The organism is Cryomorphaceae bacterium (assembly GCA_007695365.1).
Classification (GTDB): domain Bacteria; phylum Bacteroidota; class Bacteroidia; order Flavobacteriales_D; family SKUL01; genus SKUL01.
Window position 1 is genome coordinate 91,643 of the sequence record REDV01000078.1, and the last position, 16,675, is coordinate 108,317.

Sequence of the window (16,675 nt, forward strand, 5' to 3'; positions counted from 1 at the left end):
ATGGCACACACCCTGGAGGCACCCGGTTCATTTACAGCATTCGCGGAAGGTATCCGCAAGCAGTTTCCACTGCTCAATCAGCAGGTAAACGGGCGCCCTTTGGTGTATTTCGACAACGCTGCTACCACTCAAAAGCCCGTGCAGGTGATTGAGGCCATGAATCGCTATTATCGCGAGTACAACAGCAATGTGCACCGCGGTGTGCACCACCTGAGTCAGGTAGCCACCGACGCCATGGAGCAGGTGCGTCTCCAGATGGCCGGTTTTCTGGGAGCATCGCGGCACGAAGAAATCATTTTCACCTCAGGTTGCACGGGGGGTATTAACCTTGCAGCGCACATCATGGGTCGCGCTTATTTGCGTCCCGGCGATGAAATCCTGCTCACCGAAATGGAGCACCACAGCAACATTGTTCCGTGGCAACTGGCAGCAGAAATCAGCGGGGCCATCATCAAAGTGATTCCGGTGCTCGAAGACGGCACACTCGACCTGGAGGCCTGCCAAACACTTTTATCACCCCGCACCAAAGTAGTAGCCTTTGTGCACGTTTCCAATGCCCTGGGCACGATTAACCCTGCTGCTGAGATTATCTCCATGGCTAAAAATGTGGGGGCACTCACGCTCGTGGACGGAGCCCAGGCACTGGCACACGAGCGGGTAAACGTGCAAAACCTTAACTGCGATTTTTACGTGACTTCCGCCCACAAGCACTATGGCCCCACAGGCATGGGTGTACTATACGGGCGCTATGAGCTGCTGGAAAAACTACCCCCCTACCAAGGTGGTGGAGAAATGATTGACCGCGTTACGTTTGATCGCACCACTTACAACACCCCTCCGTTTAAATTCGAAGCCGGAACTCCAAATATTGCAGGAATCATTGGCATGGGAGCTTCTATCCAATGGCTGCTGGAGCAAGATATTGATCAAGTGAAGGCCTACGAACACGAGTTGCTTGCGTATGCCACCCAGACCCTCTCGGAAATCGAGGGCTTTGTTCCGGTTGGAACGGCGGCTGACAAGGCCGCAGTAGTTTCCTTTAACCTGAAAGGAGTACATCACTACGACGTGGGCGTGCTGCTCGACAAAATGGGGCTGGCGCTGCGCACAGGCCATCACTGCACCCAACCGCTGATGGATCGCTACGCCATTGAAGGTACCGTGCGTGCCTCGTTTGCGCCCTACAACACTTTTGAAGAAATTGACCGTTTGGTGGAGGCACTTCGCAAAGCCCAACAAATGCTGAGTTAACCATGGGAAACGCAGTTGAAAACGAAATATCAGAAATCAACCGCCGTCAGGACGAGGTCATTGAAGAATTTGCCCTGTTTGACGATTGGATGGATAAATACGACCACCTGATTAGTTTGGGCAAGGAATTGCCATTGATTGACGAATCACTCAAAACCGACGACCGCATCATACGCGGCTGCCAGTCGAAAGTTTGGCTCGACGCCGGAATGGAAGACGGCAAAGTGCAGTTCACTGCCGACAGCGATGCCATCATCACCAAGGGAATTATTGCTACGCTGGTGCGAGTGCTCAACGGCAACACACCGGCCGGCATTCTCGAAACGGATTTGTACTTTATTGACCGCATCGGGCTGAAGGAACACCTTTCACCTACGCGCAGCAACGGCCTGCTTGCCATGGTGAAGCAAATGAAAATATACGCATTGGCATTTCAGGCCAAAAACGACTAAACCGAGAGGTATGGATTTCCAGGAAAAACAGATTCTTGAGCAAAAGGTGATTTCAGTGCTGAAAAGCATCTACGACCCCGAGATTCCTGTGGATATCTACGAGCTGGGGCTCATTTACGAAATCAATTTTGGCGAGGATCGGGGGGTTGCCATAACCATGACCCTTACCTCGCCCAACTGCCCGGTTGCCGAGTCGTTGCCGCGCGAGGTTGAAGAAAAAGTAGCAAGCATTGAGGAGGTTCCATCGGCACAGGTGGAGATTGTATTTGAACCACCGTGGAACAAAGACATGATGAGCGAGGAGGCACAGTTGGAACTCGGATTTATGTAGGCCATGGCAGAAGAAATCGTTAATAAAGTAGCCAAAAGCGGGCTGATTACCCTTGATCTTGGGGAACTCGCTCCGAAGGCCGACATTGTATCTTTCGACCTGGCCGAGCACCTATGGCAGGGCTTGGTGCTGAAAGAGCAAGACTTTCGGGACATGATAAAAACCCACGACTGGAGCCAGTACCAGGATCAGCATGTGGCGGTTTTCTGCTCGGCCGATGCCATTGTGCAGGATTGGGCCTACATGCTCGTTGCCTCAGCCCTTCAGCCTTACGCCAAGCGTGTGGAGATTGAAACTCCTGAAGCCTTTCGCAGCATGTTGTTTCTCGATGTCATTCGCGCATTGAAACCCGATGAATACCGCGATGCCCGTTTAGTGGTAAAAGGCTGTGGAGATGTAAAGGTGCCTCCGGCGGCATTTGCAGCAGTTGTAAGTCATCTGCAACCCGTTGTAAAGGCCTTGATGTATGGAGAACCTTGCTCAACCGTGCCGGTTTACAAGCGCAAATAAGCAGACCCTTAGTACACCTGGTCCGAGGTTGAACCAAAGTTCTGTTCAACTGATTTTTTCACGATTCAGGCGGGCTCAAACCCGCTTTAATTCTGATTTTCCGGCTTAGGCAGTGTCGGGTTGTTAATAAAATGCAGACAACAAATAAGGCCGAACAGCGTATCTTGGACACGCACTCAAAAGTGTTTAACATGACCCGCCACGATTTATCGCTATACTATAATCGTCACTGCCGCCTCAAACTGAAGTCGGGCAAGGAGGTTTTTGGCGTAATCTGGGAGCACGACAGCGACGAAGACAAACTCTATTTTGCAAGCCACGGCGACCACAAAGCTTACCGTCAAACCATTGCGCTGCAGCAGCCGGCCAGAAATCACCGATGGGCTCAGGTGGTGAATGCAGATGATATCATCGCCGCAGAATCTCTTCAATAGCCGTTTTAAACAATCTGTGATGCGCTGCGTTTTCTCACCGAACGTTTGCGGCTAACCGCTTACACGACTGATTATTCGTCTGTCAAAAAAAGAGGGCTATCAACGTTCAAAACCTGAATTTTGGCACAAACTCACCCACCGCATGAAACGCGCACTAAGTATCTTTTTCTTTCTGGCAATTTTAACGAACGTCTTTGCACAGAAATACACACTCAGTGGGCATATTACCGATGAATCGAGCGGTGAAGAACTCATTGGCGCTGCCCTTTTCATTCAAGAAACAAGGGGAGGAGCGGTTACCAACCTCTACGGTTTTTATTCACTGACCCTTCCTGCGGGTACCTACAATCTTGAGTACACTTTTGTAGGGTTTGCCAGCAAAAAAATGACCATTGAACTCAACCAGGATATGCGCATTGATGTAGAGCTATCGTCCAAAGACCTCGAGCTTCAGGAAGTGGAAATCACGGCTGAGCGGGAAGATCGAAACGTGCGCAGCATAGAAATGAGTGTAGAACGGCTCGAAATGAAGACCGTGAAAAAGGTTCCGCAGTTTTTGGGCGAAGTGGATGTAATACGTACTATTCAACTTTTGCCCGGTGTAAGCACTGTGGGCGAGGGAGCCATCGGTTTCAACGTGCGGGGGGGGAACATTGACCAGAACCTTATTCTGATTGACGAGGCGCCTGTGTACCAATCATCGCACCTGTTTGGCTTTTTCTCGGTGTTCAATGCCGACGCGGTGAAAGATTTCAAACTATACAAAGGAGGCATTCCGGCTAAATACGGTGGGCGCCTGTCGAGCGTGCTCGACGTACGCCAAACCGAAGGAAATCTCAAGAAATTCAAAGGCTCGGGGGGCGTGGGTTTGATTTCGAGCAGACTGATGCTTGAAGGGCCTATTGCCAAAGACAAAGCTTCGTTTATGGTTTCGGGGCGGCGCTCCTATGCCGACCTGTTTTTTCCGCTGTTTGAGGATTTGCGCGGCAACGTATTCTACTTCTATGACCTCAACCTGAAAGTGAACTACAAAATCAACGATAACAACCGCATCTTCCTTTCTGGGTATTTTGGCGATGATGTCTTTGATTTCGACGGAAACTTCGCTGCACGCTGGGGAAACGGCACCGGTAGTGCCCGCTGGAATCACATCTTCAACAGCAAGTTGTTTCTCAACACCACACTGGTTTACAGCAAGTACGACTATTCATTGGGGGTTCCTACCGGTTTTCAGGCTTTTGAATGGAAAGCCGGCATCCAGAACTACAACGCCAAGATGGATTTTAGCTTTTTTCCCAATCCCAACAACACCATAGAATTTGGCTGGAATGCACTGTTTTATGTTTTCGACCCCGGGGCTACCCGAGGCACCAGTCCTGAATCCATCTTTGCCGAAGTGGGTGTAGATCGCAAACGCGCCGTTGAACCCGCCATCTATGTAAGCAATACCCAGAGTGTAACCGATCAGCTTACGGTGCAGTACGGCCTGCGTTATTCCATGTTTATGAACTACGGCCCGCAAACGGTGTATCAGTACGCAGAGGGTATGCCGCTTCGCCCGGAAAACATTGTGGACACCCTTGAATACGGCCGCGGTGATATCATCAAAACCTACAGCGGGCTGGATGGGCTTGAGCCCCGGCTTTCGGTAAACTACACCATCAACAACCGGCACTCAGTAAAAGCCAGTTACAACCGAATGAGGCAGTACATTCACCTGATTTCCAACACAACGGCTGCCACTCCTATTGATGTATGGGCACCCAGCGACACCTACATCGAGCCCTCAACCGTAGATCAGGTGGCCCTGGGCTATTTCCGAAATTTCAAGGACAATATGTTTGAGCTGAGCGTTGAAGGTTACTACAAGAAGTTCAGCAATATTTTTGATTACCGCGACGGCGCAGAACTGCTCCTGAACGACAAGCTTGAAACAGACCTCCTTCCCGGTGAGGGTGAAGCCTACGGTATCGAGTTCATGCTCCGCAAAACCAAGGGCAAGCTCACAGGCTGGTTGAGTTACACCCTTTCCCGCACCGATCGCACCATCCCGGGCATCAACAACGGCAATCCCTTTCCGAGTAACTGGGATAAGCTCCACGACCTGAGTCTTGTGCTAAGCTACGACTTTGACGACAGGTGGAATGTATCCACCAATTTCGCGTACATGACGGGGCGGCCCATCACCTTTCCCGACGGACGATATGAGTTCAACGGTATTATCGTGCCCAATTTCGCCAATCGCAACGGGGCCCGCACCCCCGATTACCACCGCTTGGATTTATCGGTGACCTACACTAAGCCCAAGGACAAAGCCAAAAAGATATTCTTCTTCTTCAATAAACCCGAAGACTGGACATCATCATGGGTGTTTACCGTGTACAACGCCTACGGGCGGCAAAACCCCTACAGCGTTTTCTTCCGGCAGAACGAAGAAAACCCCATGATTACAGAGGCTGTTCAACTCTCTATTTTCGGCTCGGTTATTCCGGCCATCACCTATAATTTCAGTTTCTGATGAAGACGCAAATTACTTTCATTGGCCTTTTGATGGCTGTGGCTTTTGGGCAAACAGCCTGCGAAAAAGTGATTGATCTGGATGTGCCCGAAGGCGAGGTACAACTTGTGGTGGATGGCTGGCTCACAGACCATGAAGATACGGTTCAATACCTCATTCTCACAACCACAGCTCCCTATTTTGAAGACAAGCCTACGCCGCGTGTATCCAGTGCCAACGTAACCATTCACACCTACGAGGGCGAAACCCTTATTGAATCTACTGGCATGCCCGAAGACCCCAATAAGCCGGGTCACTACCCATTTCCTTTTCCGGCCGAAATCGGCAAAGGCTACCAGGTTGAAATTGATGCCCCGCCTTTTCCGCCGGCGATAAGCGACATTCAGCAAGTGCTCGAAGTGCCGCCCATTCTGGACATTTTCTGGGAAGAGGCCTCTCCTGACTTTCAGGATTCTTTGGCCATTTACCGCGTGTTTATCTCCACTTTTGAATTTCCGGGCCCCGGCGACTTTTATCGTTGGTTCATTTTCGTAGATGGAGAATTTCAGAATGCCCCTTTCAATATCTACGTTCAGAACGACCTGCTTGTTGACGGCATGAACCTACCCAAGTTCTCTGTAACCAGCACACGCTATCGTTTTGGGCAACGCGTGCGTATTGTACAGAGCCGCATCAATGAAAACGCCTACGATTTCCTGTCGCTACTGCGTTTTCAAACCGCCTTTATCGGCTCTCCGTTTGATACGCCGCCCGCACCACTTGTGGGGAATGTTCGGTTTATGGATAGCGACCGAACCGCGCTGGGGTTCTTCAGCGTTTCGGCAACGAGCGAAGCCGAGGTGGTGGTTGGTGTGGATTAACCTATCAGGCCAACCACAAAATTTGACGGCTCCCTCCACTTAGGTCAGGCTTCCCGAAGGATTTTCTCCATTTTCCTGCCGTTGGCGAGCTCGTCCACAAGCTTGTCGAGGTAGCGCACCTGCCGGGTTACAGGGTTGTTGATTTCCTCAATGCGATATCCGCAAATCACGCCAGTAATCTGCTCAGCCCTGGGGTTCAGTCTGGCCCTTTCGAAGAAGGTTTCGAAGGAGACGTTCTCATCAATCAGTTTTTGAATATCCGCTTCGTCAAATCCCGTGAGCCACTCAATTACCTGGTGCAACTCTTCTACACTCCTGCCTTTGCGTTCAACCTTGGTTACATAGTGCGGATACACCGATGCAAAGGTCATGGCGGCCATTCGCGCGTTGTGCTCGGGGGTGGTTTTCATAGGCTCAATGGGACTACACAAACCGCGCATCCGTCTCCATTACGGTGCCGCATTGATTGCAGGTTCGGAGCGATTCGGATCCGTAAAACTCGCGGAAACGAGGTAAAAAGTCTTGCTCAATATTGGTGAGCGGAAAATAGGTTTCGTGCAATTTGTGGTTGCAATTATCACAAAACCAAAGTAGCCCGTCCTTCATGTCGGTGCCCTTGCGTACGCGCTCAATCACGAGCCCCACGGAGTTTTCGCTTCGTATGGGTGAGTGCGGAATTTTGGCCGGAAGCAAAAACATTTCTCCGGCTTTAATCGGTACCTCCACCGCTTTACCATCCACCTGAATTTTCACAAGAATGTCGCCCTCAAGCTGGTAAAAAAGCTCCTCGGTTTCGTTGTAGTGATAATCCTTGCGGGCATTGGGGCCACCCACAATCATCACGATGTAATCGCCTGCTTCGGTGTAGAGGTTTTTGTTGCCAACCGGTGGCTTGAGCAAGTCGCGGTTTTCGTCAATCCACGCCTGAAGGTTAAAGGGAAGTCGAATATTCATGTTGCTGCATTTGGGATTAAAGGTACAAAACCCGCTCAATCCATCGCTTCAAAGGCAAACTCGGTGCGCCGGTTGCGGGCGTGTTCTTCCTCGGAGCAGGGCACATTGTTTTTGCAGTGATTGATCAGTCGCTGTTCCCCGAAACCGGTTGCTTTCAAGCGGTTTTGGGCAATTCCGGCCTCCCGCAAGTAGCGCAGCACCTCCCCGGCGCGTCGCTCCGAGAGTTTCAGGTTGTACGCGTCGGATGCGCGCGAATCCGTATGGCTCATCACGTGCACCTTGAGGTTGGGGTTTTTCTGAAGCAGCGCCACAAGCCTGTTGAGCTGCTGCTTCGCCGCTTCGTTGAGCAGGTAGGCATCGAGGGCATAGTAGATATTGGAGATGGAGAATGCCTCTTTAGGAGCAATGCGCAATGTTCGGTCGTACTCATCGCGCACCGAGAGTACAGGCTCATTCGGACCAATGCGCTGATAAATGTAATCCATGTCTTTCCGGCCGAGTACTTTCAACACATTACCATGTTCATCTACAATGGCAAGCTGAAGGTTGGGGTTGTCGGCCAGGAGCCTGAAAACATACTGATCGTCGGGAAAAAGATGCCTAAACAGCAACCGTCCGTTGCGCCGGGTAAAGGTTCGGGTTAGCACATTTCCGTTGGCATCGAGCAGCAAAACCTCTATTCGCTGGTTGAAATCTCCGGGCTCGTGCTCAAACACAAGAGCATGAATGTCAATACTCAGCAGGCTTACATCTTCAGCCTCAATCAGCTCAAGGTTGTCGTGATCATCGGGCGGCAGCAGTTCAAACTTAAAATCGCCGTGATCATTGGAAATGATTTTCTGCACTTTTTGCTGCTGGTCGTTTAGAAGATAAATGGAGAACAGCCTCATTTCCTGATTATTCAAGGCATCAATACTCAGGGTATAAGGCACCCGGGAGTGCAGATAGGACAGTGAAAACTTACCAAACTGATTGGTGGTGGTTTCCTGAAGCACATTACCCCCTTCATCCTTGAGATATAGCGTTGTGTGCGCCGATGGCTGCTTGTCGTATTCCAGAATTCCGCTCAACTCACGGTGTACATCCTTGTTGGCAATGCGTTCAAGCCCATAGATATCGTCCCGGCCCTTGCCTCCTGGTCTATCGCTCGAAAAATAGGCTTTGTTCTCGTTCACAAAAGTGATGGAAAGGTCGTCCCAGGCACTGTTCACCGGCATCCCCATGTTCTCGGGCTTGTTGTTAAGCGAATCGAGGTGCACGCGAAAGATATCCAGCCCACCGTAGCCCGGGTGCGCGTTGCTGGAAAAATACAGCCAGTCGTTATGAACATGCGGAAAAACCTCATCACCCTCGCTGTTAACGGCTGGGCCAAGGTTCACAGGGGTGCTCCAGCCTGAAGAAGTGAGGCGACTGATGTAAAGGTCCATTCCTCCCCGCCCACCATCCATATCTGAACTGAACACAAGGGTGGAATCATTTTGAAGCGCCGGGTGGGCCACTGAGTGATACCCGTCGGAAAAAGGCAACACTTTCGGCGGCGACCAACGATTGCCGTCGTAACGCGACACCAAAATGCGCATCGGGTTGCTTCGGTTGGGGGCAGTGCTCATGCGTTCAACCCGCGTAAAATACACTTCCTGACTGGTTGAAGAAAAGCAGGCCGGACCGTCGTGGTAACGGGTGGTGAGTTCGCGGGCAAAGAGCTCAGGCGTCCAGAAGCTGGTTTGACGCTCATTACTGAAAGGCGCGTAATACAAGTTGGTGAAAGGGCGGTGCTCAATGGCAAACTCATCTTTGCCGGAGTCCTCCTTCCTTTCAGTGGTAAACACCAAACCGGCGTTGTGTACCACAGGTGAAAAGTCGGCATAGGGCGAGTTGATGCCGTGCAACGTAACGATTTCAAAACGGGGTTCTGCGGGCATGGCCTTGATGGCTTCGGACCAGGCAAGGAGACGGCGCGCACGGGCATGATCGGGGCTAGACACCAACAGCGCCTGCAAAATGGCGTCGGACCTGGAGTAGTCGCCCAACAAATAGTGCATTTCAGCGAGGTGAAAATGAAGGTCGGCATCCGCGTTGCCATTGCTGACCACCTTTTGGTAAAGTTGCATCGCGTCTTCAAAGCGCTTTTCATGACGGTAACAATGTGCAAGGTACTCCATGGCTGAAACGTCGTCGGGATTGCGCTCCAGCACCTGTTCATACAAACGTGCCGCCTGCGACCAGGCCTCGGCTTCGAACAGGCGGTTGGCCTTGTTCACCTGTGCACTCATAACCGTGGGAAGCATTACGAGCAAGAGGTATGTAACAACTCGCAGCATCAGAAATAGCGCGGGGATGAGAACCGCGATTTAAACACGTTAAACCGGTAGCTCAGGTAGAGCTCATGCGACCCGGCATGTTGGTTGCGCATGGGGTTGAGCGCAAAATCGTAGGCATAACCCACTTCGAGCTTATCCGTTGCCCTGAACTGAACCATGGCCAGCATTCCGTACTGGTGCCTGTAGCCTGCTCCAAGCCAGAAACGCTCCATGAAGAGCGCGTGCAGGTTAAGATCGAGTTGCACCGGAGCGTTTTCGGCATAGCGTACAAGGGCGTTGGGCTTGAGGGCCACTTTGTCCGAAAGCACAAAAAGATAGCCCCCTACAGCGGTGGCGTGCAGAAACTGGCGCGACTCCGAGAGTTCCACGTCTCTTATCCGCGCCTGTGCAAGATTGCTTACCTGTAGGCCGCCAAAGAACTTCTCGCCAGTAGCCAACACCGCAAAATCAAATACCGGCATCCAGTTGCTTTGTGAGCCTTGCCACTGAATGGGGTCATTTTCATCGCGGTATTCAATCTTATCAAAATCAAAGCGGTGATTTTCGGCTCCTGCCCGGAGCGCAAAGCTCAACCGCGATTTTTCGCGCAGGCGAATGCGATATGCGTAGGTTGCTGCCAATGAGGTAACATCTCGCGGACCAATGCGTTCATAATGCGCGTTAAGTCCCAGCGCCATGTTCTGGTTGCGCAGCGGGCTGTGCAACGCCAGGGCAAAGGTTTCGGGGGCACCGTTAAAGCCCACCCACTGCTTGCGCAGAATGGTTGACGCTGACAGCGCATCATGATGGCCCGCATAGGCCGCGTTAACGTATGCCAAATCGAAAAAGTAAAGGTTTTGCAAACCCTGCTGCTGAGCGGTTGCCTGCGCCAACCAACAACAACACCCTATGAGCAGCAGCTTTTTCATCGTGTAAGTTCGATATATCCCTTGTAGGTTGTTCCGTTGATCTCTGCTACGTAGAAATAGGTGCCGTCGGGTAATTCCGCCTGTCGCTTGCCCTGCCCTTCCCAGCGCACCTGTTGGTTGTCGTAGTTTTTGCCTTTCCACACTTCTTCGCCCCAGCGATTAAAAACCCGCACCTCATTGTTGGCAAACCGTGGCAGGTGAATGTTTTCGATGTGCCAGTAGTCATTCTGGCCGTCGCCGTTGGGAGTGATACCTGAATAAAACTGAAGGTCGCAAGGCGTTTCGTCTTCCAGTCCGATGAAAAATGTTACCGTGGATTGACAGGCTCCGGTGCTTACGCTTACAGAGTGTTCGCCTGTTTCAAAACCTGCGGCCGACATACCGGTTGATCCATTGCTCCACAGGATGTTATAAGGTGGCTCACATCCTGAAATGGATGGAATAAGGGCGGAGCCATCCCGCGCACCCGCACAGGATTCAGGTTCGGTGAGTACTTCAAAAACAAGAATATTCTTGGTTAGTGGCTGTTGAAATCCTTGTGTCCAGGCCTCGTTGGCAGACTGCCCGGTTGCAATCACAGCCTCGCCCGCAGTGGACGATATCTCGTGCTGGCCCCCGCTGTAAAAGGCTCCGGTTGGGCCCACCACCTGTCGATCAACAATCACCGACTGGGCCTGCAAAGCTGTTATGCCCGAAATCAACAACGCTATGGACAACAGTTGCCTCATCATTCTGACATCACGAACCAACCGGCGCTTCCTGCGCTAACCAACATTCGGGTTTCCAGTGCAGTGAGGTTGTTGAGTGGTATGCTGAAATTACTTCCGTCGATGAGGTCGCCGGGTGAAGGTGCAATTTCCAACGTGTTGGTGGTATTGAAAGACTTAAATCGTTTAACGTAGTAAATTCTGCCCTCGCAGCTTGAAGCTGGCGGCAAAATCACCACGCCCGGAGTAAGGCTCACGTCCACCACCAACATATGGTCTTCATCGGTAAGCTCTATGGGGCTCAGGCCCGCATTTTCTATACGAATGGTTCCTGCCACAGAACCCTTCGTGTGCAAGTTACTATGCGGTTCATCGGTACCAATTCCGATGTTTGCCTCCGTGTTGAACACCGTACCGGAACCAACTTGCCAAGGACCAAAATTGGCCAAACCGGCGAGGTTGATTACATGGGTAATCCCTCCTTCTGATATCACCAACAAGGTGTCATCCAGGAAAGTGCCGTCGGGGTCGATCAACTCGTTGGTAGGATCCGGATCATCGTCGTCCACATCTACCGCGGTGGCCGCAAGGTCTGCAAACAGCGCGTAAGGCACCGACACAAACTGTGTGTTGGAAACCGCTTCAAAACCTTCTCCAAGATCCATCTCAACTTCAAGCCAGCGCGTTCCATCGCCCCAGTTTATGGCTTCAAAAGACCCTGTCATCACCGATCCGCCACCAATTACAAGGTTCACCAAACCAAAGGCATTGGTTTCTGCTTCATGCATTTCCTGGTAGAGAATCGCTCCGTTCGGGCCAGCGTCGCGCACCTTGAAAACCACGTCAACCTGCTGGTTGATAAGCTCTCCTCCGCTTTGCGCGTCTCGCGCTACCGCTTGGTAATGAATTTGTTCTGGGCTTTGGGCTATGGCTCCTATCGGCAGTGCGAGCCACCCCAACAATATCCAGCCTGCGAATCGTTTCATGGGCTTGGGTTTGGTTCGGTGAAATTTCGTTCGAAATTAAACATTCCGCTTACTGATAACGGTAAACGCAACTGAGCCTGCCCTTTTCAGCGAAAAAATAAAAGACCTACACCGGAGTCGTAACGACCTGTTTTTGAACGGCAAGAACAAACATGTGCTCATCTTCACTAACAGCCGACTGTAAATAACTCGGCTTTCAACTCCTGTTAACCGGCGATAAGCCTTGTTAAACCATAGAAAGCCTCACCATGTTCGTCATACCTTTCTCGGCAATAGGCATGCTTGCGGTGTTTACGATAAAGTCGCCATTTTTGAGTTCTTTGGCATCCACCAAAATATTCTTGACATCTTCCATGGTTGCATCGGTGCTTTCCATTCGGTTGTAGAAGTATGATTTTACGCCCCACACCAGCGATAATTGATTCAAAATAGCATGATTACCGGTAAAAACAAAGGTTTGTGCCCGTGGGCGCTGGCTCGATATTTTAAAGGCCGTATATCCCGAAAAAGTGAGCGTGGCTATGCCGGCCGCTGCCACACGATGCGCCAATCGGCAAGCATTATAGCATATTGAGTCGGTTACAAATCGCTCTTGTTTGGATGGTGCGGGTGGATGTTCGTGGTGATATATAGATTCACTTTGTTCTACCTCCATCACAATTTTTCGCATGGCCTCAATCACTGCAATAGGGTGCTTACCCACAGAGGTTTCTCCGCTGAGCATCACAGCATCTGCTCCATCCAGCACCGCATTGGCAACGTCGTTCACCTCGGCCCGGGTGGGTGTGATGTTTTCAATCATGCTCTCCATCATCTGCGTGGCGATGATAACCGGTTTAGCGTGTTTCAGGGCTTTCTTAACCAGCATTTTCTGAATCAAAGGGACATTTTGCATCGGAATTTCCACACCGAGGTCTCCCCGGGCAACCATGATAGCGTCTGTTTCCTTGATAATGGCGTCAATCTCTCTAATGGCCTCAGGTTTTTCAATTTTGGCCACCACTTTTGCGTGCGAATTTTTCTGCTTGATGTGCTGTTTGAGTTCCACAATGTCGCGTGAACTGCGAACAAAAGAAAGCCCGATCCAATCGAGGTTGTGGGAAAGAGCAAACTCAAGGTCTTCGCGGTCTTTGGGCGTTAATGACGGGAGAGAAACCTTGGTATTCGGCAGGTTTACTCCCTTGTTGGAGCTCAGCACGCCGCCCTGAATCACCTTGCATTTAACTTCCTCCTTGCCATCGGTTTCGAGCACTTCAAGGTGCAGCTTACCATCGTCGAGCAAAATGCGCTCCCCCTGTTTCACGTCTGAGGGAAACTGAAGGTAATTGATGCTGAACCTCGTTGCCGTTCCGGTTGCCTCGGTTGTTGTGATGGTCACCTCTTCACCTTGAACAAGCATCACTCCCTTGGCATCCATTTTTCCGGTGCGCAGCTTAGGGCCTTGAAGGTCTGCAAGGATGGCGATGGAAAGGCCTTTTTCCTTGCGGAGATCCTTCACCAATTCGATGGTTCGTGCGGCTTCCTCGTGCCCCCCATGTGAAAAGTTGATGCGGCACACATTCAGTCCTTCATCAAACATTCGGCTAAGGGTTTCACGGTTGGCCGATGCTGGGCCCAGGGTAGCTACTATTTTGGTCTTTTTGTGGTGCATATTATTCGTTTATCAGTAACAACTCCCTTGATTTAAGGCTGGCTGGGTCAATTTCAAAAGCCATCAAAACATGGGGGTTGCTCCGGAGTATTTCAATCAGGTCATCCATTTCCCAGCGCGCATTATCCTGTATCATCAACAGATAGTCTGCCTGCCGTTGCTCAGGAATCAGGTAACCTTCGTCCGAGCGATTAACAAAGAGCTGCACCGTGGTACGGGTGTCCTGGCAATAGGATCTGAAAACGGGGAATTCCGCAAGGCCATTGTTGGCTCCTTCTTCAGCGCGTTCCATATTGAGCTCCAGCAGCTGGTTTACTGTCCAACAAAGCCTGTAATCGCGCAGGTGGCAACTTATTCCCACGAGGTCAAAATCAAAATCAAAGTCGTATTCAAGTACGTGTTTGGTCACGTTTTCAGCAGGTTTTTGACCGAGCCAAATTACTCAGAGGCCTTCGCACCACCAAGCTTTTGGGCATTAAGGTTTGTTAACCCTTTTCGGGCTGCCATTTGATCGGCGGCTTTCTTGGACGCCCCAGAACCTTTTGAAAGTGGTACTCCGTTCCATAACACGGTGGTTTCGAAACGCGGCCGTCCATCTTCGATGAATTCGCGTGCTTCAAACTGTAACCCGGCACGGTGCCGGTGTGCTTTTTCGTAAAGCGAGCTTTTGGCGTCTGTGAGCTTAGACTGCAAGCGGTTCATATCTATCTTCGGGATGATCATTTTGAGCACCCAGGCGCTGGTGTATTCATAGCCCCGGTCTTTGAAAACGGCGCCAATCAGTGCCTCCAGTGCATTTCCGCCTATCACATGCATGGCTTGCCTGTTTCGCACACGGGCCTGAATAAAGGGCTCAAGTCCCAGTTCACGAGCCAGTAGGTTGAGCCGTTTTCGGTTCACAATACCACTTTTGATTTTGCTCAGATAGCCCTCAGGCTTTTCGTTGAAGCGGTCGTACACCCAATCGGCAATGATGGCATCAAGCACAGCGTCGCCAATAAACTCAAGCCTTTCATTGTGCCCTCCCTGACGAGATGCCTTGGTTTTGTGCACAAAAGCCAGCTCATACCAGCTCATATCCACAGGCTCTATGAGGAGTTCGCGGTGTAAAAAAGTGAAAAGAGAGGTGGAAATGGGTTGCCGCCTTTTAGCCGGCCTTTTAAGCCAACGCGGTAACCTTCTCCAAACCAATTAACGATACTTTTTGAAAATCACGGAAGTATTGTGGCCTCCAAAACCAAAGGTATTACTCAAACCGGCACGCACTTCGCGTTGTTGCGCTTTGTTGAGTGTAAGGTTGATACGACCGTCGATTTCGGGGTCGGGGTGCTCATGGTTAATAGTGGGCGGAATCAAATCGTTTTTCACCGCCAGCAAAGTAGCTATGGCCTCAATGGCCCCGGCCGCGCCGAGCAAATGGCCCGTCATGGATTTGGTAGAACTCACATTGAGTTGGTAGGCATGTTCGCCAAACAGTGTGGTAATCGCTTTGAGCTCGGCTACATCACCAAGGGGCGTAGACGTGCCATGAACATTCACGTAATCAATGTCCTCTGGCTTCATTCCAGCATCTTCCAGAGCCATGTTCATCACCAGGTTTGCCCCCAGCCCATCCGGATGAGGAGCGGTCATGTGATATGCATCGGCTGACAGGCCACCCCCGGCCACTTCGGCGTAAATAGTGGCTCCGCGTTTTACAGCGTGCTCGTACTCCTCCAGCACCAGGGCAGCTGCACCCTCGCCCAGCACAAAACCGTCGCGGGTAGCATCAAAGGGCCGTGAAGCTGTTTCAGGTGAGTCATTGCGCACCGACAGCGCTTTCAGGGCGTTAAAACCACCCATGCCTGACTCATTCACAGCCGCCTCGGAGCCTCCGGTTATAATTACATCGGCTTTTCCAAGCCGGATGTAGTTGAATGCGTCGAGGATGGCATTGGTTGATGATGCACAAGCTGAGACTGTTGTAAAATTCGGACCGCGGTATCCGTTGCGAATGGAAATATGACCCGACGCGATATCGGCAATCATCTTTGGAATAAAGAAAGGATTGAAGCGAGGAGTACCATCGCCGTGTGCAAATCCAATCATCTCCTCCTGAAAGGTTTGAATCCCCCCTATGCCCGAGCCCCAGATTACGCCTACGCGGTCTTTGTTGAGTTCTTCCCAGTCGTTTAAACCCGCATCAGCAATGGCCTCGTCTGAAACAACGAGGGCGTATTGCGAAAAGGGGTCGAGTTTTCTGGCTTCCTTGCGGTCCAGAAAATCTTCCGGGTTGAACCCCTTTACCTCGCAGGCAAACTGGGTTTTAAATTTTTCGGGATTGAAGCGGGTAATAGGCGCTGCACCGCTCTTACCGGCAATCAAAGACTGCCAGTAATCGCGGGCGTTATTCCCTATTGGGGTGAGCGCACCTATTCCAGTAACAACTACCCGCTTAAGTTCCATTCGCGGTGGAATTATTTGGCGTTATTCTCGATGTACTCGATGGCTTGGCCAACGGTAGCAATCTTTTCGGCCTGGTCATCTGGAATTGCAATGTTGAATTCCTTCTCGAACTCCATGATCAGCTCGACGGTGTCGAGAGAATCAGCGCCCAAATCATTGGTGAAGCTAGCTTCAGCGGTTACTTCGCTCTCGTCAACACCAAGTTTGTCAACGATGATGGCGGTTACTTTTGCGGCAATTTCAGACATTGTCGTTTGCGTTTTAAGGTAAAAATTGAGCCTGCAAAGAAAAAAATATTCGGTATAACTGCAAAATTTTAGTCGTAATACACACACACCTCTTCCAGC

Annotated in this window: 18 protein-coding genes; 7 read left to right on the plus strand and 11 right to left on the minus strand. The window is 51.1% G+C overall.

The window, feature by feature from the left end; translation table 11 throughout:
• From EA392_06685 to EA392_06715, 7 genes are all read left to right on the plus strand, one after another.
• Entirely contained in the window at nt 1-1,251 is a 1,251-nt protein-coding gene (locus EA392_06685) for a cysteine desulfurase (protein ID TVR39426.1), read from the plus strand.
• Nucleotides 1,252-1,253: 2 nt separating this feature from the next.
• Nucleotides 1,254-1,703 (plus strand): SufE family protein, encoded by a 450-nt coding sequence (locus EA392_06690; GenBank protein TVR39427.1) that lies wholly within the window; start codon nt 1,254-1,256, stop codon nt 1,701-1,703.
• Between the two features lie 10 nt (nt 1,704-1,713).
• Nucleotides 1,714-2,034, plus strand: a complete 321-nt coding sequence (locus EA392_06695; GenBank protein ID TVR39428.1) for a DUF59 domain-containing protein — start codon at nt 1,714-1,716, stop codon at nt 2,032-2,034.
• A gap of 3 nt (nt 2,035-2,037) precedes the next feature.
• Nucleotides 2,038-2,544, plus strand: coding sequence for a DUF2480 family protein (locus tag EA392_06700; protein TVR39429.1), 507 nt, complete (start codon nt 2,038-2,040; stop codon nt 2,542-2,544).
• 131 nt (nt 2,545-2,675) lie between these two features.
• Nucleotides 2,676-2,978, plus strand: coding sequence for a hypothetical protein (locus EA392_06705; GenBank protein ID TVR39430.1), 303 nt, complete (start codon nt 2,676-2,678; stop codon nt 2,976-2,978).
• Between the two features lie 142 nt (nt 2,979-3,120).
• Nucleotides 3,121-5,496 carry a TonB-dependent receptor gene (locus tag EA392_06710; GenBank protein TVR39431.1) on the plus strand — a complete coding sequence of 792 codons (2,376 nt, stop codon included), beginning with the start codon at nt 3,121-3,123 and terminating at the stop codon, nt 5,494-5,496.
• Nucleotides 5,496-6,356 (plus strand): DUF4249 domain-containing protein, encoded by an 861-nt coding sequence (locus EA392_06715; protein TVR39432.1) that lies wholly within the window; start codon nt 5,496-5,498, stop codon nt 6,354-6,356. The genes EA392_06710 and EA392_06715 overlap by 1 nt, the downstream gene beginning before the upstream one ends.
• Nucleotides 6,357-6,400: 44 nt before the next feature.
• On the opposite strand, the gene EA392_06720 is transcribed toward EA392_06715, so the two are convergent.
• From EA392_06720 to EA392_06770, 11 genes are all read right to left on the minus strand, one after another.
• On the minus strand, nt 6,401-6,766 hold the full coding sequence (locus EA392_06720; protein TVR39433.1) for a DUF2200 domain-containing protein: 366 nt from the start codon (nt 6,764-6,766) through the stop codon (nt 6,401-6,403).
• Between the two features lie 13 nt (nt 6,767-6,779).
• Nucleotides 6,780-7,310 (minus strand): 3-hydroxyanthranilate 3,4-dioxygenase, encoded by a 531-nt coding sequence (locus EA392_06725; protein ID TVR39434.1) that lies wholly within the window; start codon nt 7,308-7,310, stop codon nt 6,780-6,782.
• Between the two features lie 35 nt (nt 7,311-7,345).
• Nucleotides 7,346-9,631, minus strand: coding sequence for a hypothetical protein (locus EA392_06730; protein TVR39435.1), 2,286 nt, complete (start codon nt 9,629-9,631; stop codon nt 7,346-7,348).
• Nucleotides 9,631-10,539, minus strand: coding sequence for a type IX secretion system membrane protein PorP/SprF (locus EA392_06735; GenBank protein TVR39436.1), 909 nt, complete (start codon nt 10,537-10,539; stop codon nt 9,631-9,633). Before EA392_06735 ends, EA392_06730 begins: the two co-directional genes overlap by 1 nt.
• Entirely contained in the window at nt 10,536-11,270 is a 735-nt protein-coding gene (locus EA392_06740) for a hypothetical protein (GenBank protein ID TVR39437.1), read from the minus strand. The genes EA392_06735 and EA392_06740 overlap by 4 nt, the downstream gene beginning before the upstream one ends.
• Nucleotides 11,267-12,232: a hypothetical protein gene (locus EA392_06745; protein TVR39438.1), complete on the minus strand. Its 966-nt coding sequence runs from the start codon at nt 12,230-12,232 to the stop codon at nt 11,267-11,269. The genes EA392_06740 and EA392_06745 overlap by 4 nt, the downstream gene beginning before the upstream one ends.
• Before the next feature lie 226 nt (nt 12,233-12,458).
• Nucleotides 12,459-13,883 (minus strand): pyruvate kinase, encoded by a 1,425-nt coding sequence (pyk, locus tag EA392_06750; GenBank protein ID TVR39439.1) that lies wholly within the window; start codon nt 13,881-13,883, stop codon nt 12,459-12,461.
• Between the two features lies 1 nt (nt 13,884).
• Nucleotides 13,885-14,322, minus strand: a complete 438-nt coding sequence (locus EA392_06755) for an IPExxxVDY family protein (GenBank protein ID TVR39440.1) — start codon at nt 14,320-14,322, stop codon at nt 13,885-13,887.
• A complete protein-coding gene (locus EA392_06760; GenBank protein ID TVR39441.1) occupies nt 14,322-14,960 on the minus strand; it encodes a ribonuclease III in 639 nt (212 codons plus the stop codon). Before EA392_06760 ends, EA392_06755 begins: the two co-directional genes overlap by 1 nt.
• Nucleotides 14,961-15,074: 114 nt before the next feature.
• Nucleotides 15,075-16,328, minus strand: a complete 1,254-nt coding sequence (fabF, locus tag EA392_06765) for a beta-ketoacyl-[acyl-carrier-protein] synthase II (GenBank protein TVR39442.1) — start codon at nt 16,326-16,328, stop codon at nt 15,075-15,077.
• A gap of 11 nt (nt 16,329-16,339) precedes the next feature.
• A complete protein-coding gene (locus EA392_06770) occupies nt 16,340-16,576 on the minus strand; it encodes an acyl carrier protein (protein ID TVR39443.1) in 237 nt (78 codons plus the stop codon).
• Nucleotides 16,577-16,675: the final 99 nt, after the last annotated feature.